Annotated in this window: 13 protein-coding genes; 5 read left to right on the plus strand and 8 right to left on the minus strand. The window is 61.6% G+C overall.

Annotation, left to right across the window (positions count from 1 at the left end; translation table 11 throughout):
- Positions 1 to 165: sugar phosphate nucleotidyltransferase (locus tag NCG91_RS17140; protein WP_251350738.1), on the minus strand; the 165-nt coding region annotated here is incomplete at its 3' end.
- Positions 166 to 1,048: 883 nt separating this feature from the next.
- Positions 1,049 to 1,948 (minus strand): sulfurtransferase, encoded by a 900-nt coding sequence (locus NCG91_RS17145; RefSeq protein WP_099666672.1) that lies wholly within the window; start codon positions 1,946 to 1,948, stop codon positions 1,049 to 1,051.
- A gap of 213 nt (positions 1,949 to 2,161) precedes the next feature.
- Here NCG91_RS17145 and dnaE point away from each other — a divergent pair, with 213 nt between their 5' ends.
- Positions 2,162 to 5,701 (plus strand): DNA polymerase III subunit alpha, encoded by a 3,540-nt coding sequence (dnaE, locus tag NCG91_RS17150; protein WP_251350536.1) that lies wholly within the window; start codon positions 2,162 to 2,164, stop codon positions 5,699 to 5,701.
- A gap of 63 nt (positions 5,702 to 5,764) precedes the next feature.
- On the opposite strand, the gene NCG91_RS17155 is transcribed toward dnaE, so the two are convergent.
- From NCG91_RS17155 to NCG91_RS17170, 4 genes are all read right to left on the minus strand, one after another.
- Positions 5,765 to 5,995: a DUF6139 family protein gene (locus tag NCG91_RS17155; protein WP_092713976.1), complete on the minus strand. Its 231-nt coding sequence runs from the start codon at positions 5,993 to 5,995 to the stop codon at positions 5,765 to 5,767.
- Positions 5,996 to 6,172: 177 nt separating this feature from the next.
- Positions 6,173 to 7,171 (minus strand): VirK/YbjX family protein, encoded by a 999-nt coding sequence (locus NCG91_RS17160; protein ID WP_251350537.1) that lies wholly within the window; start codon positions 7,169 to 7,171, stop codon positions 6,173 to 6,175.
- 54 nt (positions 7,172 to 7,225) lie between these two features.
- Positions 7,226 to 7,765 (minus strand): universal stress protein, encoded by a 540-nt coding sequence (locus NCG91_RS17165; RefSeq protein ID WP_143451469.1) that lies wholly within the window; start codon positions 7,763 to 7,765, stop codon positions 7,226 to 7,228.
- Between the two features lie 103 nt (positions 7,766 to 7,868).
- Positions 7,869 to 8,690 carry a MipA/OmpV family protein gene (locus NCG91_RS17170; RefSeq protein ID WP_251350538.1) on the minus strand — a complete coding sequence of 274 codons (822 nt, stop codon included), beginning with the start codon at positions 8,688 to 8,690 and terminating at the stop codon, positions 7,869 to 7,871.
- 157 nt (positions 8,691 to 8,847) lie between these two features.
- Between NCG91_RS17170 and NCG91_RS17175 the strand changes: the two genes are divergently transcribed.
- The 4 genes from NCG91_RS17175 to NCG91_RS17190 all read left to right on the plus strand — a co-directional run bounded on the left by NCG91_RS17175 (position 8,848) and on the right by NCG91_RS17190 (position 13,231).
- Positions 8,848 to 9,534, plus strand: a complete 687-nt coding sequence (locus tag NCG91_RS17175; protein WP_099666677.1) for a response regulator — start codon at positions 8,848 to 8,850, stop codon at positions 9,532 to 9,534.
- Positions 9,531 to 10,919 (plus strand): ATP-binding protein, encoded by a 1,389-nt coding sequence (locus NCG91_RS17180; RefSeq protein WP_251350539.1) that lies wholly within the window; start codon positions 9,531 to 9,533, stop codon positions 10,917 to 10,919. The genes NCG91_RS17175 and NCG91_RS17180 overlap by 4 nt, the downstream gene beginning before the upstream one ends.
- Positions 10,920 to 11,037: 118 nt before the next feature.
- Complete coding sequence (locus NCG91_RS17185; RefSeq protein WP_251350540.1) at positions 11,038 to 12,633, plus strand: ATP-binding protein; 1,596 nt, start codon at positions 11,038 to 11,040, stop codon at positions 12,631 to 12,633.
- Positions 12,623 to 13,231, plus strand: coding sequence for a response regulator transcription factor (locus NCG91_RS17190; protein ID WP_216350414.1), 609 nt, complete (start codon positions 12,623 to 12,625; stop codon positions 13,229 to 13,231). Before NCG91_RS17185 ends, NCG91_RS17190 begins: the two co-directional genes overlap by 11 nt.
- A 15-nt stretch (positions 13,232 to 13,246) precedes the next feature.
- Here NCG91_RS17190 and NCG91_RS17195 read toward each other — a convergent pair whose 3' ends face one another.
- The gene (locus NCG91_RS17195; RefSeq protein WP_099666679.1) at positions 13,247 to 14,347 is read right to left on the minus strand and encodes a glycosyltransferase family 9 protein; all 1,101 of its coding nucleotides are present in this window, start codon (positions 14,345 to 14,347) and stop codon (positions 13,247 to 13,249) included.
- A 35-nt stretch (positions 14,348 to 14,382) separates the two neighbouring features.
- Positions 14,383 to 16,116 (minus strand): lipid A export permease/ATP-binding protein MsbA, encoded by a 1,734-nt coding sequence (gene msbA / locus NCG91_RS17200; RefSeq protein WP_251350541.1) that lies wholly within the window; start codon positions 16,114 to 16,116, stop codon positions 14,383 to 14,385.
- Positions 16,117 to 16,122: the final 6 nt, after the last annotated feature.

The raw sequence follows: 16,122 nt of genomic DNA on the forward strand, positions 1-16,122 counted from the left end.
GTAGCCGCAGCAAATCACAAAGTCGTTGATGCCATGGCTTGAATAGCTTTTCATGATATGCCACAAAATTGGCTTGCCGCCAATTTCAATCATGGGCTTGGGTTTGGTGTGGGTCTCTTCGGAGATCCGGGTGCCGAGGCCACCCGCAAGAATGACTGCTTTCATTTTTATTATTCCTATTGAACGAATTAAATTTGCCTGCCTCATTGGTTTGCGGGCTGGCGCCCGTACAACTGATCGGCCAGCGCAGTGCCTGGTGGCAAAGTATAAGTTCGGTGTACAGGTCAGGCCACACGCTACCATGTCTGCTCTTGTCCCTGCTTTTCCGCATCGCTCAAGTTGATACCTTGATGCTTGCCACTAACTCGCCGGCCCATGGCCTGATCGCGTAGCGTTGTTTTTTGGTATGGTAATTTTCGCAACGCCGGGCGTCATGAATAGAAAACCGGCTGGAAAAATAGCTCGGTAGACTGGATACCTGTTGCGCTAATTTTCCGAGCAAGCTTTCCGAGCAAGCGTGCTTATCACATCAGTTGCTGGTTCATCGTTCCGTGCAAGCCGAGTCAGCATGAAGTGAAATTATAAAATAATAAACTTCGGCTCTCCTGTTACCAAAATCATCTAAAATTTCCCATGCGACAAAAAACAATTAGCTCTTGATTATAATTCAGAACACATGGAATTGCCATGTATGCATCGCTTCAACGGACACCGTCCGGTTACAGGTGGATCGGAAAGAATGTGAAATAAAGCACGCAATAATGCCTGATATTAAAAATATCCAAACGGCAATTATTATTGTGGAGACGAACAGTGTTTATTAAAGCTCCAAGCAAATCCAATGTTGTTACATTTGCTTGCGTTTGGCGCGAGAGTCGGACGTGTATGTGGTGGAATATGTAATGATGTTAAAAGATTCTCTATCTAAACATTGCATGGCAACCATTTCAGGGTGCTGACTGCAATGTCTTGGAGCGTCAGGTTAGGCGTGCTGCGTCATGTGTGGCCACCAAGCCACACATTTCTTCACCATGATTTTGGGCTGACGTTATTGAGCGATTTTCTTGCCGTAGCAATGCGGGCATGACACTTCATACACATATTCCGGCGCCAGCTGCTGGCGCGGCGTGACGACGGCGCGGCAGACGAAACATTGCACGGTTTCCGTTGGTTCCAGTTTCGGGTTCAGCGCCGTGCGGTAATCGAAGACGAAGCAGTCGCCCGTGTAGTGCTCGCCGCCCACTTCCTCGAAATACTTCAGGATGCCGCCGTCGAGCTGGTACACGCTGTCATAGCCGATTTCCTTCATGTGGATGGCGGCCTTTTCGCAGCGGATGCCGCCCGTGCAGAAGGTGACGACGGTCTTGCCTTCCAGCTCATCCTTGTGGGCGGCAGCCACGGCCGGGAATTCCGTGAACTTGTCGATGCGGTAATCAAGCGTGTTGTTGAACGTACCCACGTCCACTTCAAAGGCGTTGCGCGTTTCCATCATGACCACGGGTTTGCCCGCATCGTCGACGCCGGCGTCGAGCCAGCGCTTGAGCGTATGCGCGTCGACGGACGGGGCGCGGCCCAGTTCCGGCTTGATCAGCGGCATGCGCATGGTGATGATTTCTTTTTTCAGCTTGACCAGCATGCGCTTGTGCGATTGTTCGTTCGACAAGCTTTCCTTCCACTCCAGATCGGCCAGACGCGCGTCGCTGCGGACCCAGGCGAGGAAGGCATCGATATGCTCGCGCGTGCCCGACAGGAACATGTTGATGCCTTCCGGCGTCAGCAGGATCGTTCCCTTCAGTTCCAGCGCCAGGCATTGCTCCTGATACAAGGGACGCATGGCTTCCGTATCGTCGAGCGTAATGAATTTATACGCGGCGATATTGACAAACGTGGTGGCGGACGGGCTGACGGCGGCGGAAACGGCGGGTGTTGCTGGGGTGATGGCTTGCATGATGGCGATCGGCTTAGACTGAACAGCCGATATTATAAGCCCGACAGGCCTGGCGGGATACCCGGCCAGCCACGTTTTGCCGTGCCGGCGGGCTGTGCAGGGCAGGAATTTCTTGCCCGCAACCGGGGGCCGCACCGCCGGTCCGGGGCCGCGACGCGGTAGAATAGACCCCATTGAATTTTGCACGAAACGGTACACAGGATGGAAATGGTAATGCAAGAGGCCGGCGCTCCGGCAGGTTCACAGCAAGCGATGCAGCCCGGCCCTGCCTTCGTCCATTTGCGCGTGCACTCGGAGTACTCGATCGTCGATGGCCTGGTGCGCATCGACGACGTGGTCAAGGCGGCGGCGAAGGACAAGCAGGTGGCGCTGGCCGTCACCGACCTGTCGAACCTGTTTGGCATGGTCAAGTTCTACAAGGAAGCGCGCGGCAAGGGCATCAAGCCCATCGTCGGCGTCGACGTGTGGATCACGAATGACGACAACCGCGAAAAGCCGTCGCGGCTGCTGCTGCTGGCGAAGAACCGCATGGGCTATCTGCAACTGTGCGAATTGCTGTCGACGGCCTGGTTGACGAACCAGTACAAGGGCCGTGCCGAGCTGCGCATCGAATGGCTGCAGGCGCTGGCGACGAATACCTATGAGCTGTATCCGGGCGAAAGCGCGGCGAATGGCTTGATCGTCCTGTCGGGCGCGCACTTCGGCGATGTTGGCACGGCCATCGAGAATGGCAACCTGGCCCTGGCCGAGCGCAATGCGCAACGCTGGGCCGAGATTTTCCCTGGCCATTTCTATATCGAGATCCAGCGCGGCGGCCAGGCCAACCAGGAAGCGCAGGTGCGCCACGCGGTGGCGCTGGCAGCCAAGCTGGGCCTGCCCGTGGTGGCCACGCATCCCGTGCAATTCATTTCCCCCGAAGAATTCATTGCCCACGAAGCCCGCACCTGTATCGCCGAAGGCGAAATGCTGGCCAATGCCAAGCGGGTAAAGCGCTTCAATGACAGCCAGCGCTTCCTGTCGCAGGCCGACATGGCGGAATTGTTCGCCGACTTGCCGGCCGCGCTGGCCAATTCCGTGGAAATCGCCAAGCGCTGCAATCTGACTTTGACCCTGGGCAAGCCGCAACTGCCGAACTTCCCCACGCCCGAAGGCATGACGATCGATCAGTTCCTCGTCGCCGAATCGCAGGCGGGCCTGGAAAAACGTTTATTACAGCTGTATCCCGATCCCGAACGGCGTGAAAAGGAGCGCCCGCGCTACGAGTCGCGCCTGAAATTCGAGACAGACACGATCTGCAACATGAAATTCCCCGGCTACTTCCTGATCGTGGCCGAGTTTATCCAGTGGGCCAAGGAAAACGGCGTGCCCGTCGGCCCGGGCCGCGGTTCGGGCGCGGGTTCGCTGGTGGCGTATTCGCTGCTGATTACCGATCTTGATCCATTGCAATACAACCTGCTGTTCGAGCGCTTCCTGAATCCCGAACGCGTCTCGATGCCCGACTTCGATATTGACTTTTGTCAAGAAGGGCGCGACAGAGTCATCCAGCACGTCAAGGATTTGTATGGCAAGGAGGCTGTCTCGCAGATCGCCACCTTCGGTACCATGGCGGCCAAGGGCGCGATCCGCGACGTGGGCCGCGTGATGGATTTCGGCTACAACTTCTGCGACGGCATCTCCAAGCTGATCCCGTTCAAGCCCGGCAAACCCGTGTCGATCGCCGACGCCATCGAGGAAGAACCGTTGCTCAAGGAACGCCTGGAAAACGAGGAAGAGGTCAAGCAGCTGCTGGACCTGGCGCAGCAGGTCGAAGGCATCACGCGCAATATCGGCATGCACGCGGGGGGCGTGCTGATCGCTCCGGGCAAGCTGACGGATTTCTGCCCGCTGTACACGCAGGGCGGCGATTCGGGCGTCGTGTCGCAGTACGACAAGGATGACGTGGAAGCCGTCGGCCTCGTGAAGTTCGACTTTTTGGGCTTGACCACGCTGACGATTCTCGACCGCGCCGTGCGCTACATCAAGCAGCTTGATCCCGCGCAAGCCAATTTCGATCTGGCCACCTTGCCGCTGAACGACAAACCATCGTATGACTTGCTGACCAAGGCCAAGACCGTGGCCGTGTTCCAGCTGGAGTCGCGCGGCATGCAGGGCATGCTGAAAGACGCGCGTCCCGACCGCTTCGAGGACATTATCGCGCTGGTGGCGCTGTATCGTCCGGGCCCGATGGACCTGATTCCGGATTTCTGCAAGCGCAAGCACGGCGAACGCTTCGATTATCCCGATCCGCGCACGGAATCGATTCTGTCCGAAACCTACGGCATCATGGTGTATCAGGAGCAGGTGATGCAGATGGCGCAGATCGTCGGCGGCTACTCGCTGGGCGGCGCCGACATGCTGCGCCGCGCCATGGGTAAAAAGAAAGCCGAAGAGATGGCCGAGCACCGCGAGATCTTCCGCGCCGGTGCGGCGAAAGATGGCTTGACGGCGGAAAAGGCCGACGAGATCTTCGATTTGATGGAAAAGTTCGCCGGCTACGGTTTCAACAAATCGCACGCCGCCGCCTATGCCTTGCTGTCGTATCACACGGCTTACCTGAAAGCGCACCACACGGCCGCCTTCATGGCCGCCAACTTGTCGCTGGCCATGGACGACACGGACAAGATCAAGATCTTGGTGGAAGACTCGCTGGAAATCTGCAAGCTGACCTTGTTGCCGCCGGATATCAACGAATCCGATTACCGCTTCATGCCGAGCGGCGCGGCGCCATCCGTGAGCGGCAAGAAAGTCACGCAGATCCGCTATGGCCTGGGCGCCGTGAAGGGGTCCGGCCAGAACGCCATCGAAGCCATCATCGCCGCGCGTGAGGCGGGCGGGCCATTCACCAGCCTGTTCGATTTCTGCAAGCGAGTTGATAAAAAGCAAATCAATCGCCGCACCATCGAATCCCTGATTCGCAGCGGCGCCTTCGATTGCCTGAAGGTCGACCGCGCCATCCTGCTCGCGTCCGTGGCGTTCGCCATGGAGTGCGCCGACCAGGCGGCCAAGGCGGCAAACCAGGTGAGCCTGTTCGGCGGCGACGACAGCGACATGGTGGCGCCGCCCGAGTACGTCAAGGTGCCCGTGTGGACAGATAAACAGCGCCTGACGGAAGAAAAGATCGCGCTGGGCTTCTACCTGTCCGGCCACCTGTTCGATTCGTATGCGCCCGAGGCACGTCGTTTTGCCCGCACGAAACTGTCGGAACTGTCGCCGTCGCGCGAACCGCGCATGATGGCGGGCGTCATCACGGGTTTGCGCACGCAGATGACGCAGCGCGGCAAGATCCTCATCGTTACGCTCGACGACAAGAGCGGTACGGTGGAAGTGACGGTGTACGGCGAATTGTTCGATTCCAACCGGAAAATCTTTAAGGAAGATGAATTCCTCGCCGTCGTGGGCAAGGTGTCGGAAGACCGCTTTTCGGGCGGCTTGCGCATCACGGCCGAGAGCGCCTTCGACATCATCTCTGCGCGCGTGCAGTATGGCCGCCAGCTGGGCTTGACTCTGCCCACGACGCTGGACATGAAGCGCATCAGCGACGTGATCATGCCGCACCGGGCTGCGGACGGACTGCCGATCGCCGCCAAGGTCAGCCCGCAAGGCGTCAGTTGCGTGCTGCAGTTCGGGGACGAATGGAAAGTGGCACCATCGGATGAATTGCAGATGGCGCTGGAGCAAATGCTGGGTGCGCAAGAAGTGGCGGTCGAATACTGACCGGCACCGCCCGGCGCATGCAACAAAGCCAAACCGCAGACATGCTGGTTTGGCTTTTTTCGTTTACATGTCTTTCAGGCCCGTGATCGCATAGCCCTTGGCGGCGATCTGCTGGTGCGGCTGTTCGATATGGTAGTTTGGCAAGATCTCGGCATCGTCAGCCACTTCGCTGGCGCGTACTTCCAGCTGCCAGTCGGTATTGGTAACTTCTTCCGGAATGAGCTTTCCTTCCGGCACGGCGAGGTAGGAAAAAATGCCGTCGTGCTCGGCCCGGCGGTAGATGTCTACGCGCATGACTTGCCTCCTAGTAAGCGTTGGGGGAACCGGCGCACCGCAGTGCATGCCGATAGTGCTAGCGTAACAGGATTGGGCCGCGCATGGGTTGAAGCGTGTGTTGCAGGAGGGGCGGCGGTGCGGCAGCGATGGCAAACAACGATGCGGGGGCGGGGCATCGTGCAGTGGCCGGGGGACTCAGGCGATAGCGGAAGCGTAGTCGTCGTCATCCAGATCGACCGCTTGCCGTACTTCGTTGGCGGCTGCCGCAGCGCCTGCCGTGGCGAGCTGCACCGGGCTGCGATGGGCGTCGAGGCCGTTACGCAGGCTGCTGATCATGGCCAGCGTCAGTTCGTGGCGTTTGCGTGCTTCCGAGCGCTTTTTCGAGGGAATGTCTTCCAGGGCAGGCAGGGGCAAGTTTTCGCATGGCAACTCAAAATCGCCATCCGTGCGTGCCTGAGCGCCGAGTTCTTGCCAAAGGGCATTGTAGTCGGCGAACAAACGCCCCTTTTTGGCGGAATGATGGACGGCGCGGTTGACGTTGCCTACAAGCACCATATTGCGGCAGCCATGTTCATGTGCCAGCTGGCGCACCAATCGCACCATCAGGGCCTTGGGGCGCATGCCATGCAGGTCGCGCGTGGCTTCGCGCACGCGGCGCAAGCCTTCCGCGCCGCGCGGGCCCTGGATGCAACCGATGCCCACGCTCATGCTGGCGCGCGCGCGCGAACCGAAAAAGGTAAACGCGACCGAGTAGATCACGTCATCGCCGTGCGCCAGTTGCAGGACCATCTCGCCTTCGCGGTCCATCGGTTGTAGCGAACACAGCTGCAGGTGGTAGGGCGCGCCCGACTTTCCCGGCACGGTGCCCAGCCGCACCGGCGCGCGCGCCGCCTGCGTCATCAACTTGCCCCAGCCCTGTTGCAGGATGAAATGATAGTGTTCGACCAGCAAGGCGACGCGCTGACGGCACGACAGGTTCGTGCTCAGGTAAGGGCGGTACACCTTGTGCATCAGGCGCGGGTAGGCTTGCAGCAAGTCCTGGAACACGGGGTGGGAATTGAGCAGCTGCAGCCAGATGCGCGTCTGGCGGCGCTGCAGTTGCGCCCGCAATTGCAGCTTGAGCAGCTCGCGCATGCGGGACATGCCTGGCGGCATATTGCTCAGGCCCGCATGCAGGGTAATAGCTTGTGTCATCAAAGAGTTTTCATGTGAATGTGGATGGGCCGGACGCGGGGTGCTGGCGGCGCTTCAGGCCGGCGGCGGCCCGCTCATGCCGTCGGTGTCGGCCAGCAATACCGTGGCGCTGCGCGTAGCGCGCGCCAGCTTGCGCGCGAGCGCACCGGAAAAACGACGCTGCCAGGGACTATGACGCAGGGCCGGCAGGACGATTTCGTGGCAACCGAGCAGTTCAGCCGTATCGAGGATCGTAAACAGCAGCTCGCCGGCAAAAATATGGGTATTGAAGGCGAGTTGAGAGCGGCTCAGGTACAGTCCCGCCTCGTGCATCATGTGCTGCGTGGCCGGGTCCAGCGCATGGCATTCGCCGGCGTTGTGCTGGGGCAAGCCATCGGCCCGGCGCGCTGGCGCCGGTGTCACGTGCAGCAGGCTGACGCTGACCTGGATACCCCATTCCTGCAGGCGCCTGGCGTAGCGCGCACCGTAGATGATGTCGCTGGCGCGCTTGACGGGCAGGAGCAGCAGCAAGGTATCCTGGCCCGGCTTGCCGCCCGTGCCCGCGGCGCTGTCCGGGGCGCGGTGACGTTGCGGGGCAAGGCGCGATGCATGCATGGAAGGGATCGCCATAGTGGGAAAACCATGTCATCTTATCCATGCCATCCCCCTCTGTAAATTGGCGAAACAGCGTACGGGTTTCCCTTATGCCGTCACGGTTTTAATAGCGGTAAGTGACGTACACGGCGCCGACCGGGGAGGTCTTGCGCTGCACGATGGGGCTCTTGGCCGCGTCGCCCAGGCGGCTCTCGACGCCGACCAGGGTATTGATGCCCCAGCGCGCATCGAAGCGGTGCTCCCAGTTGATGGTGGCCTGTGCTTCATAGAAACCGCCCTTGGGCGTGTATTGCTTGAACGAGGTGTTCGCGGCCTGGGTGGCCGTCACGCCATACATGGTCTGCACGTACTTGCGCTCGCCCCAGCCCAGCTGCCCGCCGATGGTTACGCTGTCCTGCTGCGCGCCCTTGGCATCGGTCCGGCCGTAGATCTGGCCCGTCGCGCCGAAATGCACATTCGCGCCATTTTCGCGGTTTGACAGGGGAATGTCGCTCGACACGCTCAGCGACAGGCCCGGCAAGGGCGAATACCCCGCGCTGAGCAGAGCGCTGGCGTTGCCCTTGACTTCGCCCATGCCCTTCAGGTAATCGCTGCCGCCCCAGCCATTGGCGCCATTGCGCTTGTGGTCTTCGCGGTTGCCGCGGTAGCCCAATGCCGCGCTGTAGCTGAAGGGGCCGGCCTGGCCGCCATAGCCGATGCCGCGCGAAGTGCTGAAGAACAGGCCATTGGCCATGGCGTAATCGAGGATGATCAGGGGCGAGGCCGACAGCTTGTCGGCGCCGGAATAGCTGGACACGGCAGCGACGCCGCCGCCGATGGTGAAGACATTTTGCGGGGCCGGTTCGGCCGCGGCGGCGGCCAGCGGGTTGAGGATCATGCCGCTGGCGAGTGCCAGCGCGGTCAGCAGGGTTGTGGGTGCGTGCATGGAATTTTCCGTCAGGTGGAGAACCGAGTCCGGAGTGGCTCGATTGACTGCCGACAGTATCCATCCTTGCCATGAAGGAAAAATGAGCCTTTTATTAAGATTGGATGAAGAACGCTTCTTTACCCATTCTTCAGCTTGCGGTGGTTTAATACTCACCATGAAGATACTGCTGATTGAAGACGATATGGACCTGGGCAATGGCGTGCGGATCGCCCTGCGCGACCAGGGCATGCAAGTGGTCTGGGTGCGCAGCCTGGAGGATGCGGCGCGCAGCATCGAGCACGACAGTTGCGAACTGGTGCTGCTGGACCTGGGCTTGCCCGACGGCGATGGCCTCGATTTGCTGGCCCGGCTGCGCGCGGCGCGTCTGCCGGTGCTGATCCTCAGTGCCCGCGATACGCTGGAGCAGCGCTTGCGGGGCCTGGACGGCGGCGCCGACGATTACCTGGTGAAGCCCTTCGTGCTGGCCGAGCTGCTGTCGCGCGTGCGCGCCCTGGCACGCCGCAGCTACGGTTTCGATGGCGACACCATCGAGTTGCGCGGCCTGCTGCTGCAGGTGCCCACGCGCAGGGTCAGTGTGCATGGACGGCCCGTGGAACTCACCGCCAGTGAATATGCCCTGCTGAAAACCTTGCTGATGCGCGCCAACCGGGTCATCACGCGCCGCGTGCTGGAAGAGCATATCCTGCCAGGCGGGCTGGCCAATGCCAGCAATACCCTGGATGTGCATATGGGTAACTTGCGCCGCAAGATAGGCGAGGGGTATATCCGTACCGTGCGCGGCGTCGGCTATGTCATCGATCAGCAGGGCGAGACATCCGTCCCGCCGGGTACCGGCGCATGATGGGCCGTTTATGGGCCATGCTGCGCCGGCCCACCCTGGTGCGCCGCCTGATGATGGCGCAAATGCTGATGCTGACCGTGCTGTGGAGCCTGGCCGTGGCGTATGTGCTGTTCGAGGGCACGAGCGAAGCGAGCAATGTGACCCGCGGGGTCTTGCACGCCATTATCAGCGTGGCCGACAACCTGGCTGACCAGCCCGTGCGCCAGGAGCAAAGCTTGCGCGCCATCGACGAAGCCTTGCGCGAGGAATTTGAAATGGGGAAGGTGCCGGAACTGGCGCCGCGCATCCTGGTCTGGCGCGAGGGCAAGCTGGTCTACAAGTCGCCGAATGCGCCCAGCGGCATCCGCAGCGCCGGCCCGGAACAGATGGAAGTGGTGTACGTCAAGGGCCAGGCCTGGCGCAGCCGTAGCCTGGCCGAAGGGGCCACCCGCGTGACCGTGCTGGAAGTGGGCGGCGCCTGGCAATTTTTCATCACGATCAATTCACGCGGCTACTACCTGCTGCCGTTGCTGATCAGCCTGCCGTTCCTGCTGGTGCCGGCCTGGCTGTCGATCCGCCTTGCCATGCGCCCGTGGCGCAAGGTGGCGCAGGAGGTGGCGGCGCGCGGGCCGCAGGATCTGCGTCCGCTGACGTTCAAGCCGCCGCATGGCGAACTGGCGGCGCTGGTCGACAATATCAATGCCCTGCTGCAGCGGGTCGATGCCAGTGCCGCGCGCGAACGCAGCTTCATCGCCGACGCCACGCATGAGCTGCGCACGCCGCTGGCGGCCATGCGCGTGAATGTCGAGGCCTTGCAGGGACAGGCGCATGATGCTCGCCAGCAAGAGCTGCTGGACGGTATCTTGAACAGCGGCAACCGGGCCGCGCGCCTGGTGGGCCAGTTGCTGCAGCTGACGCGCAGCGAAGTGCAGGCGGGCGGGGGCGAGCTGCCGCGGCGCCAGGCGCTCGATACCTTGCTGCAGGATCGGCTGGCGGCCCTGTCCGGCCTGGCGCAGGCGGGCGATATCGAGCTCGAATTGCAAGCCAGCGTTTCGCTCAGCGTGCCCGGGCAGCGCGAGAGCCTCGTGTCGCTGATCGACAACCTGGTGGAAAACGCCATCAAGTACAGCCCGCGCGGCAGCAGCGTGACGGTGTCGCTGCATGCGGAGCGGGGCCAGGCCGTGTTGCATGTGGCCGACCAGGGGCCGGGTATCGCGCCGGCGCTGTATGAACGCGTGTTCGACCGCTTTTTCCGCGCGCCGCAGCAGGCGCAGCCGGGCAGCGGCCTGGGCTTGTCCATCGTCGCTTCCGTCGTGCAACAGCATGGCGGCACGATTCAGTTGCACAGAGGCAATGGCGGCCTGGGCTTGCTGGTGGAGGTGCGCCTGCCGCTGGCCGAGGCCTGATTCTGTCGGCGCGCCTTGCGATATTGCATGAAAATTATTTTGTGTGCTTATAACGCAAGATGGCATGGCGTGGCGCACGCTTGCGATGCATAATGCGGGACAGTTAAAAAACACCGTTATGCGCCCACTCCTGTCCCGCTACCTGCCGTATCCCGCCTTTGTCGGCCTGTATCTGCTGTTTGACTGGGCCACGTATATCGATCCGATGTACGGGCTGAACATCACCCCCTGGAATCCCGATCCCGCGCTGGGCCTGGTATTTTGGCTGATCCACGGCCGCAAGGCGGCGCTGCCGTGGTTTATCGCCCTGGTGGCCGGCGAGGTGCTGGTGCGCGGCATGCCGGCAGGCCTGCCCCTGACCTTGCTCTGTTCGGCGTGGCTGATGCTCGGCTATGGCGGTATCGGCGCAGTCTTGCGCCGCAGTTTCAGTAGCAGCGACATCTTCGACAACCGGCGCCGCCTGAGCGCCTGGGTTGCCATCGTGCTGCTGGGCACCGTGCTCAATGCGCTCGGCTACATTTCCCTGCTGTCGCTGACGGGACGCATCCCGGCCGGCGAATGGGGGACGGCAGTCTGGCGCTTCGGCATCGGCGACATGGTCGGCATGCTGGTATCGATGCCGTTGATCTGGGTGCTGTTCAGCGAGCGGGGGCGCGAACGCCTGCATGCCGCCGTCTGGCGCTGGGAAACCCTGGCGTATCTGGCCCTGGCCAGCTTCGTGCTGTGGAGCCTCTTCGGTTCCATCGTGCGTTCCGAATACAAGCATTTCTATTTCCTGTTTCTCCCCGTGATCTGGGCCGCCTCGCGCCAGGGCTTGCATGGCGCCGTGCTGGCCGTGTTTGTATTGCAACTATGCATCATTACTCTGGTGAAATGGACGCATGCGGTCGATATCCAGTTTTATGAATTGCAGCTGCTCGATGCCGTGCTGGCGCTGGTGGGGTTTTTTATCGGCATCGTCGTCGATGAAATGCGCCAGGTGGCCGACGAATTGAAACACACGATGCGCCTGGCCGCCGCCGGTGAGATGGCGGCGGCGCTCGCGCATGAGCTGAACCAGCCGCTGACGGCCTTGTCGACCTATGGCAAGGCGTGCGAATACTTGCTGGAACGGGGCGAGACCGGCGCCCTGCTGCAGGGCGCCGTGGGGCATATGATCGTCGAATCGGGCCGCGCCGCGGACGTGGTACGCCGCCTGCGCGACTTTTTCCGCACGGGCGCGATGCAGCTCGAAGCGGTGGAGGCGAGCGTCTTGATCGAGGGCATGGCGCGGCAGTTCACGCCGCTGTTCCATGAGCATGGCATCGAACTGGTGCTGGCGCCGCCGTCGCCGCTGGCCGTCAACGCCGACCGCCTGCAAATCGAGCTGGTATTGCGTAATTTATTGGCCAATGCGCAGGATGCGGTGATGGGCCAGCCGCGCGGCCGGCGCCGCATCACGGTCTCTGCCGAGCGGCTCGAAGGCGGGCGGCTGCGGCTGTCCGTGGAGGATAGCGGCCCCGGCATTTCCAATAGCCTGGCGGCACGCCTGTTCGAACCGTTCGTCTCGACCAAGGCCAGCGGCCTGGGTCTGGGGCTGGTGCTCAGCCGCAGCATTGTCGAAGCGCATGGCGGCCAGTTATGGGCCGAAGTGGGCAAGCATGGCATTTTTCGTTTTGTCCTGCCCCTGGCGTGCGCCAGCGCGGCCGCTACAGGAGAGTATGGTGACAAGTAATTTGACGGTGTTTATCGTGGATGACGATCCCGCCGTGCGCGATGCGCTGGGTTTGCTGCTGGGCATACGCGGCTACCGCACGGCCCTGTTTTCCTGCGGCGAGGATTTCCTGCACAGCTGGCGGCCCGAGTGGGCCGGCTGCCTGCTGATCGATATCCGCATGTCCGGCATGGATGGCCTGAGCCTGCAGCGCCGTTTGCTGGAGTTGAAATGCATGCTGCCCATCATCATTATCACGGGGCACGGCGACGTCACCCTGGCACGCCAGGCTTTCAAGGCGCAGGCCAGCGATTTCCTGGAAAAACCGTTTGACCACGACAAGCTGCTGGCCGCCATCGATGAAGCGTTTTCGCGCGAGGCGCATGCGCGCGGCCAGTTGCTGCGCCAGGTGGAGGGGCAAGCCTTGCTGCGCGCGCTGACGCCGCGCGAGCGGGAAGTGATGCATCTGGTGGTGACGGGCCAGCACAACCGCGATATCGCCCCGGCACTGGGCATTTCCGTGCGCACGGTGGAAGTGCACAAGGCGCGCCTGATGGACAAGCTGGGTGTCGACAACGTGGCCGACCTGGTGCGCATCAGCATGCTGGGCACCGGCTAGCCGCTGCCGCGTTGTCTAGGCGATGGTCTGCAATACCTGATCGACCGAGATCGCCTTGACCCAGTCGCTGCGCCGGGCCACCGTGATGACGGTGCTGTTGGCGCTGTCGAACGGCGCCCATTCCGGATTCTTCTTGCGCATCAGCGCCACCACGGGCACATGCACGGCGTTCGCCAGATGCATGATCGACGTTTCCACCGAAATAATCAGGTCGCATTGCGCCAGCATGGCCGGCAGCTGGAAAAAGTTGTCGACGGCGCTGAAGGCTTGCGTGCGCGGCAAGTTGTGCGCCTGCACGACGGCATTCACCTTGGCCAGTTCCTGCGGCATGGCATTGATCAGGAAGCAGGCATTTGCCCACTTTGGCATCGCCTGCATGCGCGCGATCAGTTCGGCGATGCGCTCCAGCGGCCAGCCGCGCTTGTGCGACTTGGCAAACGGATTCAATAGCACCAGCGGACCCTGGCGCGGGGCAAAGCCCCAGGCGGCCAGCTGCTGCTGCGCCTGCTGCAACGCGTGCTCGGGAATGTGCACGAAGGGATAGCGTTCGGCCACGGGAATGTCGAGTCCCGTCAATTGACGGAACCAGTCCGCATAGACGCTGCTGATATGGTGCTCGCCCGCATCCTGTCCCGCATACGAGGCCAGCACGGCATCGATCTTGCGGTAGGCCAGGTAATGCCAGGGGCGCAGCGGACTGAACGGTTTGCGCGTGCCGATTACCAGTCCATTCGGGCTGATCGCGCGGGCAAGATCCGCGTATTGCTGTGGCCGTACGTGGGCCAATGACACGACGACAGGATAGCGTTCCGCCTTGGCCTCGCGCAGGGATTCTTCGTACAGCGCCGGGCTGTAGGTCTTGCGGTACACCTTGGCGAACAGGCCCGATTGCTCCACCCAGTCGTACAGCGAATAGGTACGCAAGCCTTCCCATTGCCTGGAGTCGGACGTGCGGCGGACTTCATCGACCCACAGGTGGATCTGGATATGGGGATAGGCCGCGGCAAAGGCGCGGAAGCCGTTTTGCAGGTAGGTAAAGTCTCCCAGCGCCAGATGGGCGATGAAAAGAATTTTGTCCGACTTTTGTAGAAGTTCGGCGGGAATCAAAGGCGTCATGTATCAGTACGATTTCAGGTATTCGGTCGATGGTGTCAAACCACTTGCTGGGAAAATTGCAGGCGATGCAGATTGGCATACGCGCCGTTGGCATCCAATAATTGCTGGTGACTGCCGGTTTCCATTATTTTCCCATGTGACAATACCACGATACGGTCCGCACGTTCAATTGTTGATAGCCTATGAGCAATAACTAAGGTGGTTTTTCCTTGCATCAGGTGTTCCAGTGCCGCTTGTACGGCCCGTTCCGCCTCCGTATCCAGTGCCGAGGTGGCTTCATCGAGGATCAGGATGGGCGCATCCTTGTAGATGGCGCGGGCGATGGCCACGCGCTGGCGCTGGCCGCCGGACAGGCGCGAGCCGTTGTCGCCCAGGCGCGTGTCCAGGCCATCTGGCAAGCCGTCGATGACGTCCGACAGGAAGGCGGCAGCCGCCGCCGCTTCGATACGCTGCCGGTCCGGCGCCGCATCGCCATACGCGATATTCGCGGCCAGGGTATCGTCGAACAGCACCACCTGCTGGCTGACCATGGCGATCTGGCTGCGCAGGCTGGTCAGGGCGATGGCATCGATATTCTGCCCATCGAGCAAGATCTCGCCACTGCTGGCCGAGTAAAAGCCGGGCAGCAGGCTGACCAGGGTCGATTTGCCGCCGCCGGACATGCCGACAAAGGCGACCGTTTGTCCTGACGCAATGCTCAGGTCGATGTGCCGCAGGGCTGGTTCCTGATGTCCGGGGTAGGCAAAGCTTACGTCCCTGAACTCGATGCGGCCTTTGCTGCGGCCAGCGAGCGGCGTGCCGCCCGTGCGCTCTGGCGTCTTGTCGATCAGTAAAAAGACTTCTTCGGCGGCGGCCATGCCGCGCTGCAGGGGGCCGTTGACTTCGGCCAGCTGTTTTAAGGGCGTCAGCAGCATCAGCATGGCCGTGATGAAGGATACGAAGCCGCCGACCGTGATCTGCCCCTGCTCCGACTGGAACAGGGCCATCACGATGACCAGGGCCACGGCGGCGGCCGTGATCACCTGGGTGATGGGCACGGTGGCGGAAAAGGTCGTGGTCATGCGCATGCTGTAGCGGCGCAATTGCTCGGCACGCTCTTCGAAGCGCGATTTTTCGTAGTCCTGGCCGCCGAAGATCTTGATCACTTGCTGGGCGCGCGTGGTTTCCTCGATGACCTGGGTCAGCTCGGCATTGACGGCCAGCGAGTCGCGGTTGAGTTTTTTCAGGCGCTTGCCCGTGGTGCGCACGACGATGGTCAGCAGGGGCAGCAGCACCAGGGTCACGAGGGTCAGCACCCAGTTCAGGTACAGCAGCCACGCCAGCAGGCCCAGCACGGTCAGCGAGGAGCGCACGATCGAGGTAAACACCTTGGTCACCATTTCGATGATCTGCTGCACCTCAAACATGATGGAGTTGATGACTTTGCCCACCGTGTGCGTGTTGTAGAAGTCGATGGGCAAGTTGAGCATGCTGGCAAACATCCTGCGCCGCAACTCGTTGAGGATGCGCGTGGAGACGTAGCTCATCAGATAGCTGCTGGCGAACGTCGACGCGCCGCGCATGGCAAAGATGCCGATGACGATCAGCGGCACCAGCCAGAAGGAAAAATTCACCTTGCCGCCAAAGCCATTGTCGAGCAGCAGCTTGAGCGCATACGGCAGCAGCGGTTCCGTGGCCGCCGTGACGACCATCGCCAGCAAGGCCAGGGCCAGGTGTTTCTTGTAGGGCGCGTGCAGTGCGGTGAGGCGCTTCAGGTCGGGCGTGAGCATCGGTAT

The sequence above is a fragment of the Janthinobacterium kumbetense genome, assembly GCF_023703445.1.
Taxonomy (GTDB): Bacteria; Pseudomonadota; Gammaproteobacteria; order Burkholderiales; family Burkholderiaceae_D; genus Janthinobacterium; species Janthinobacterium kumbetense.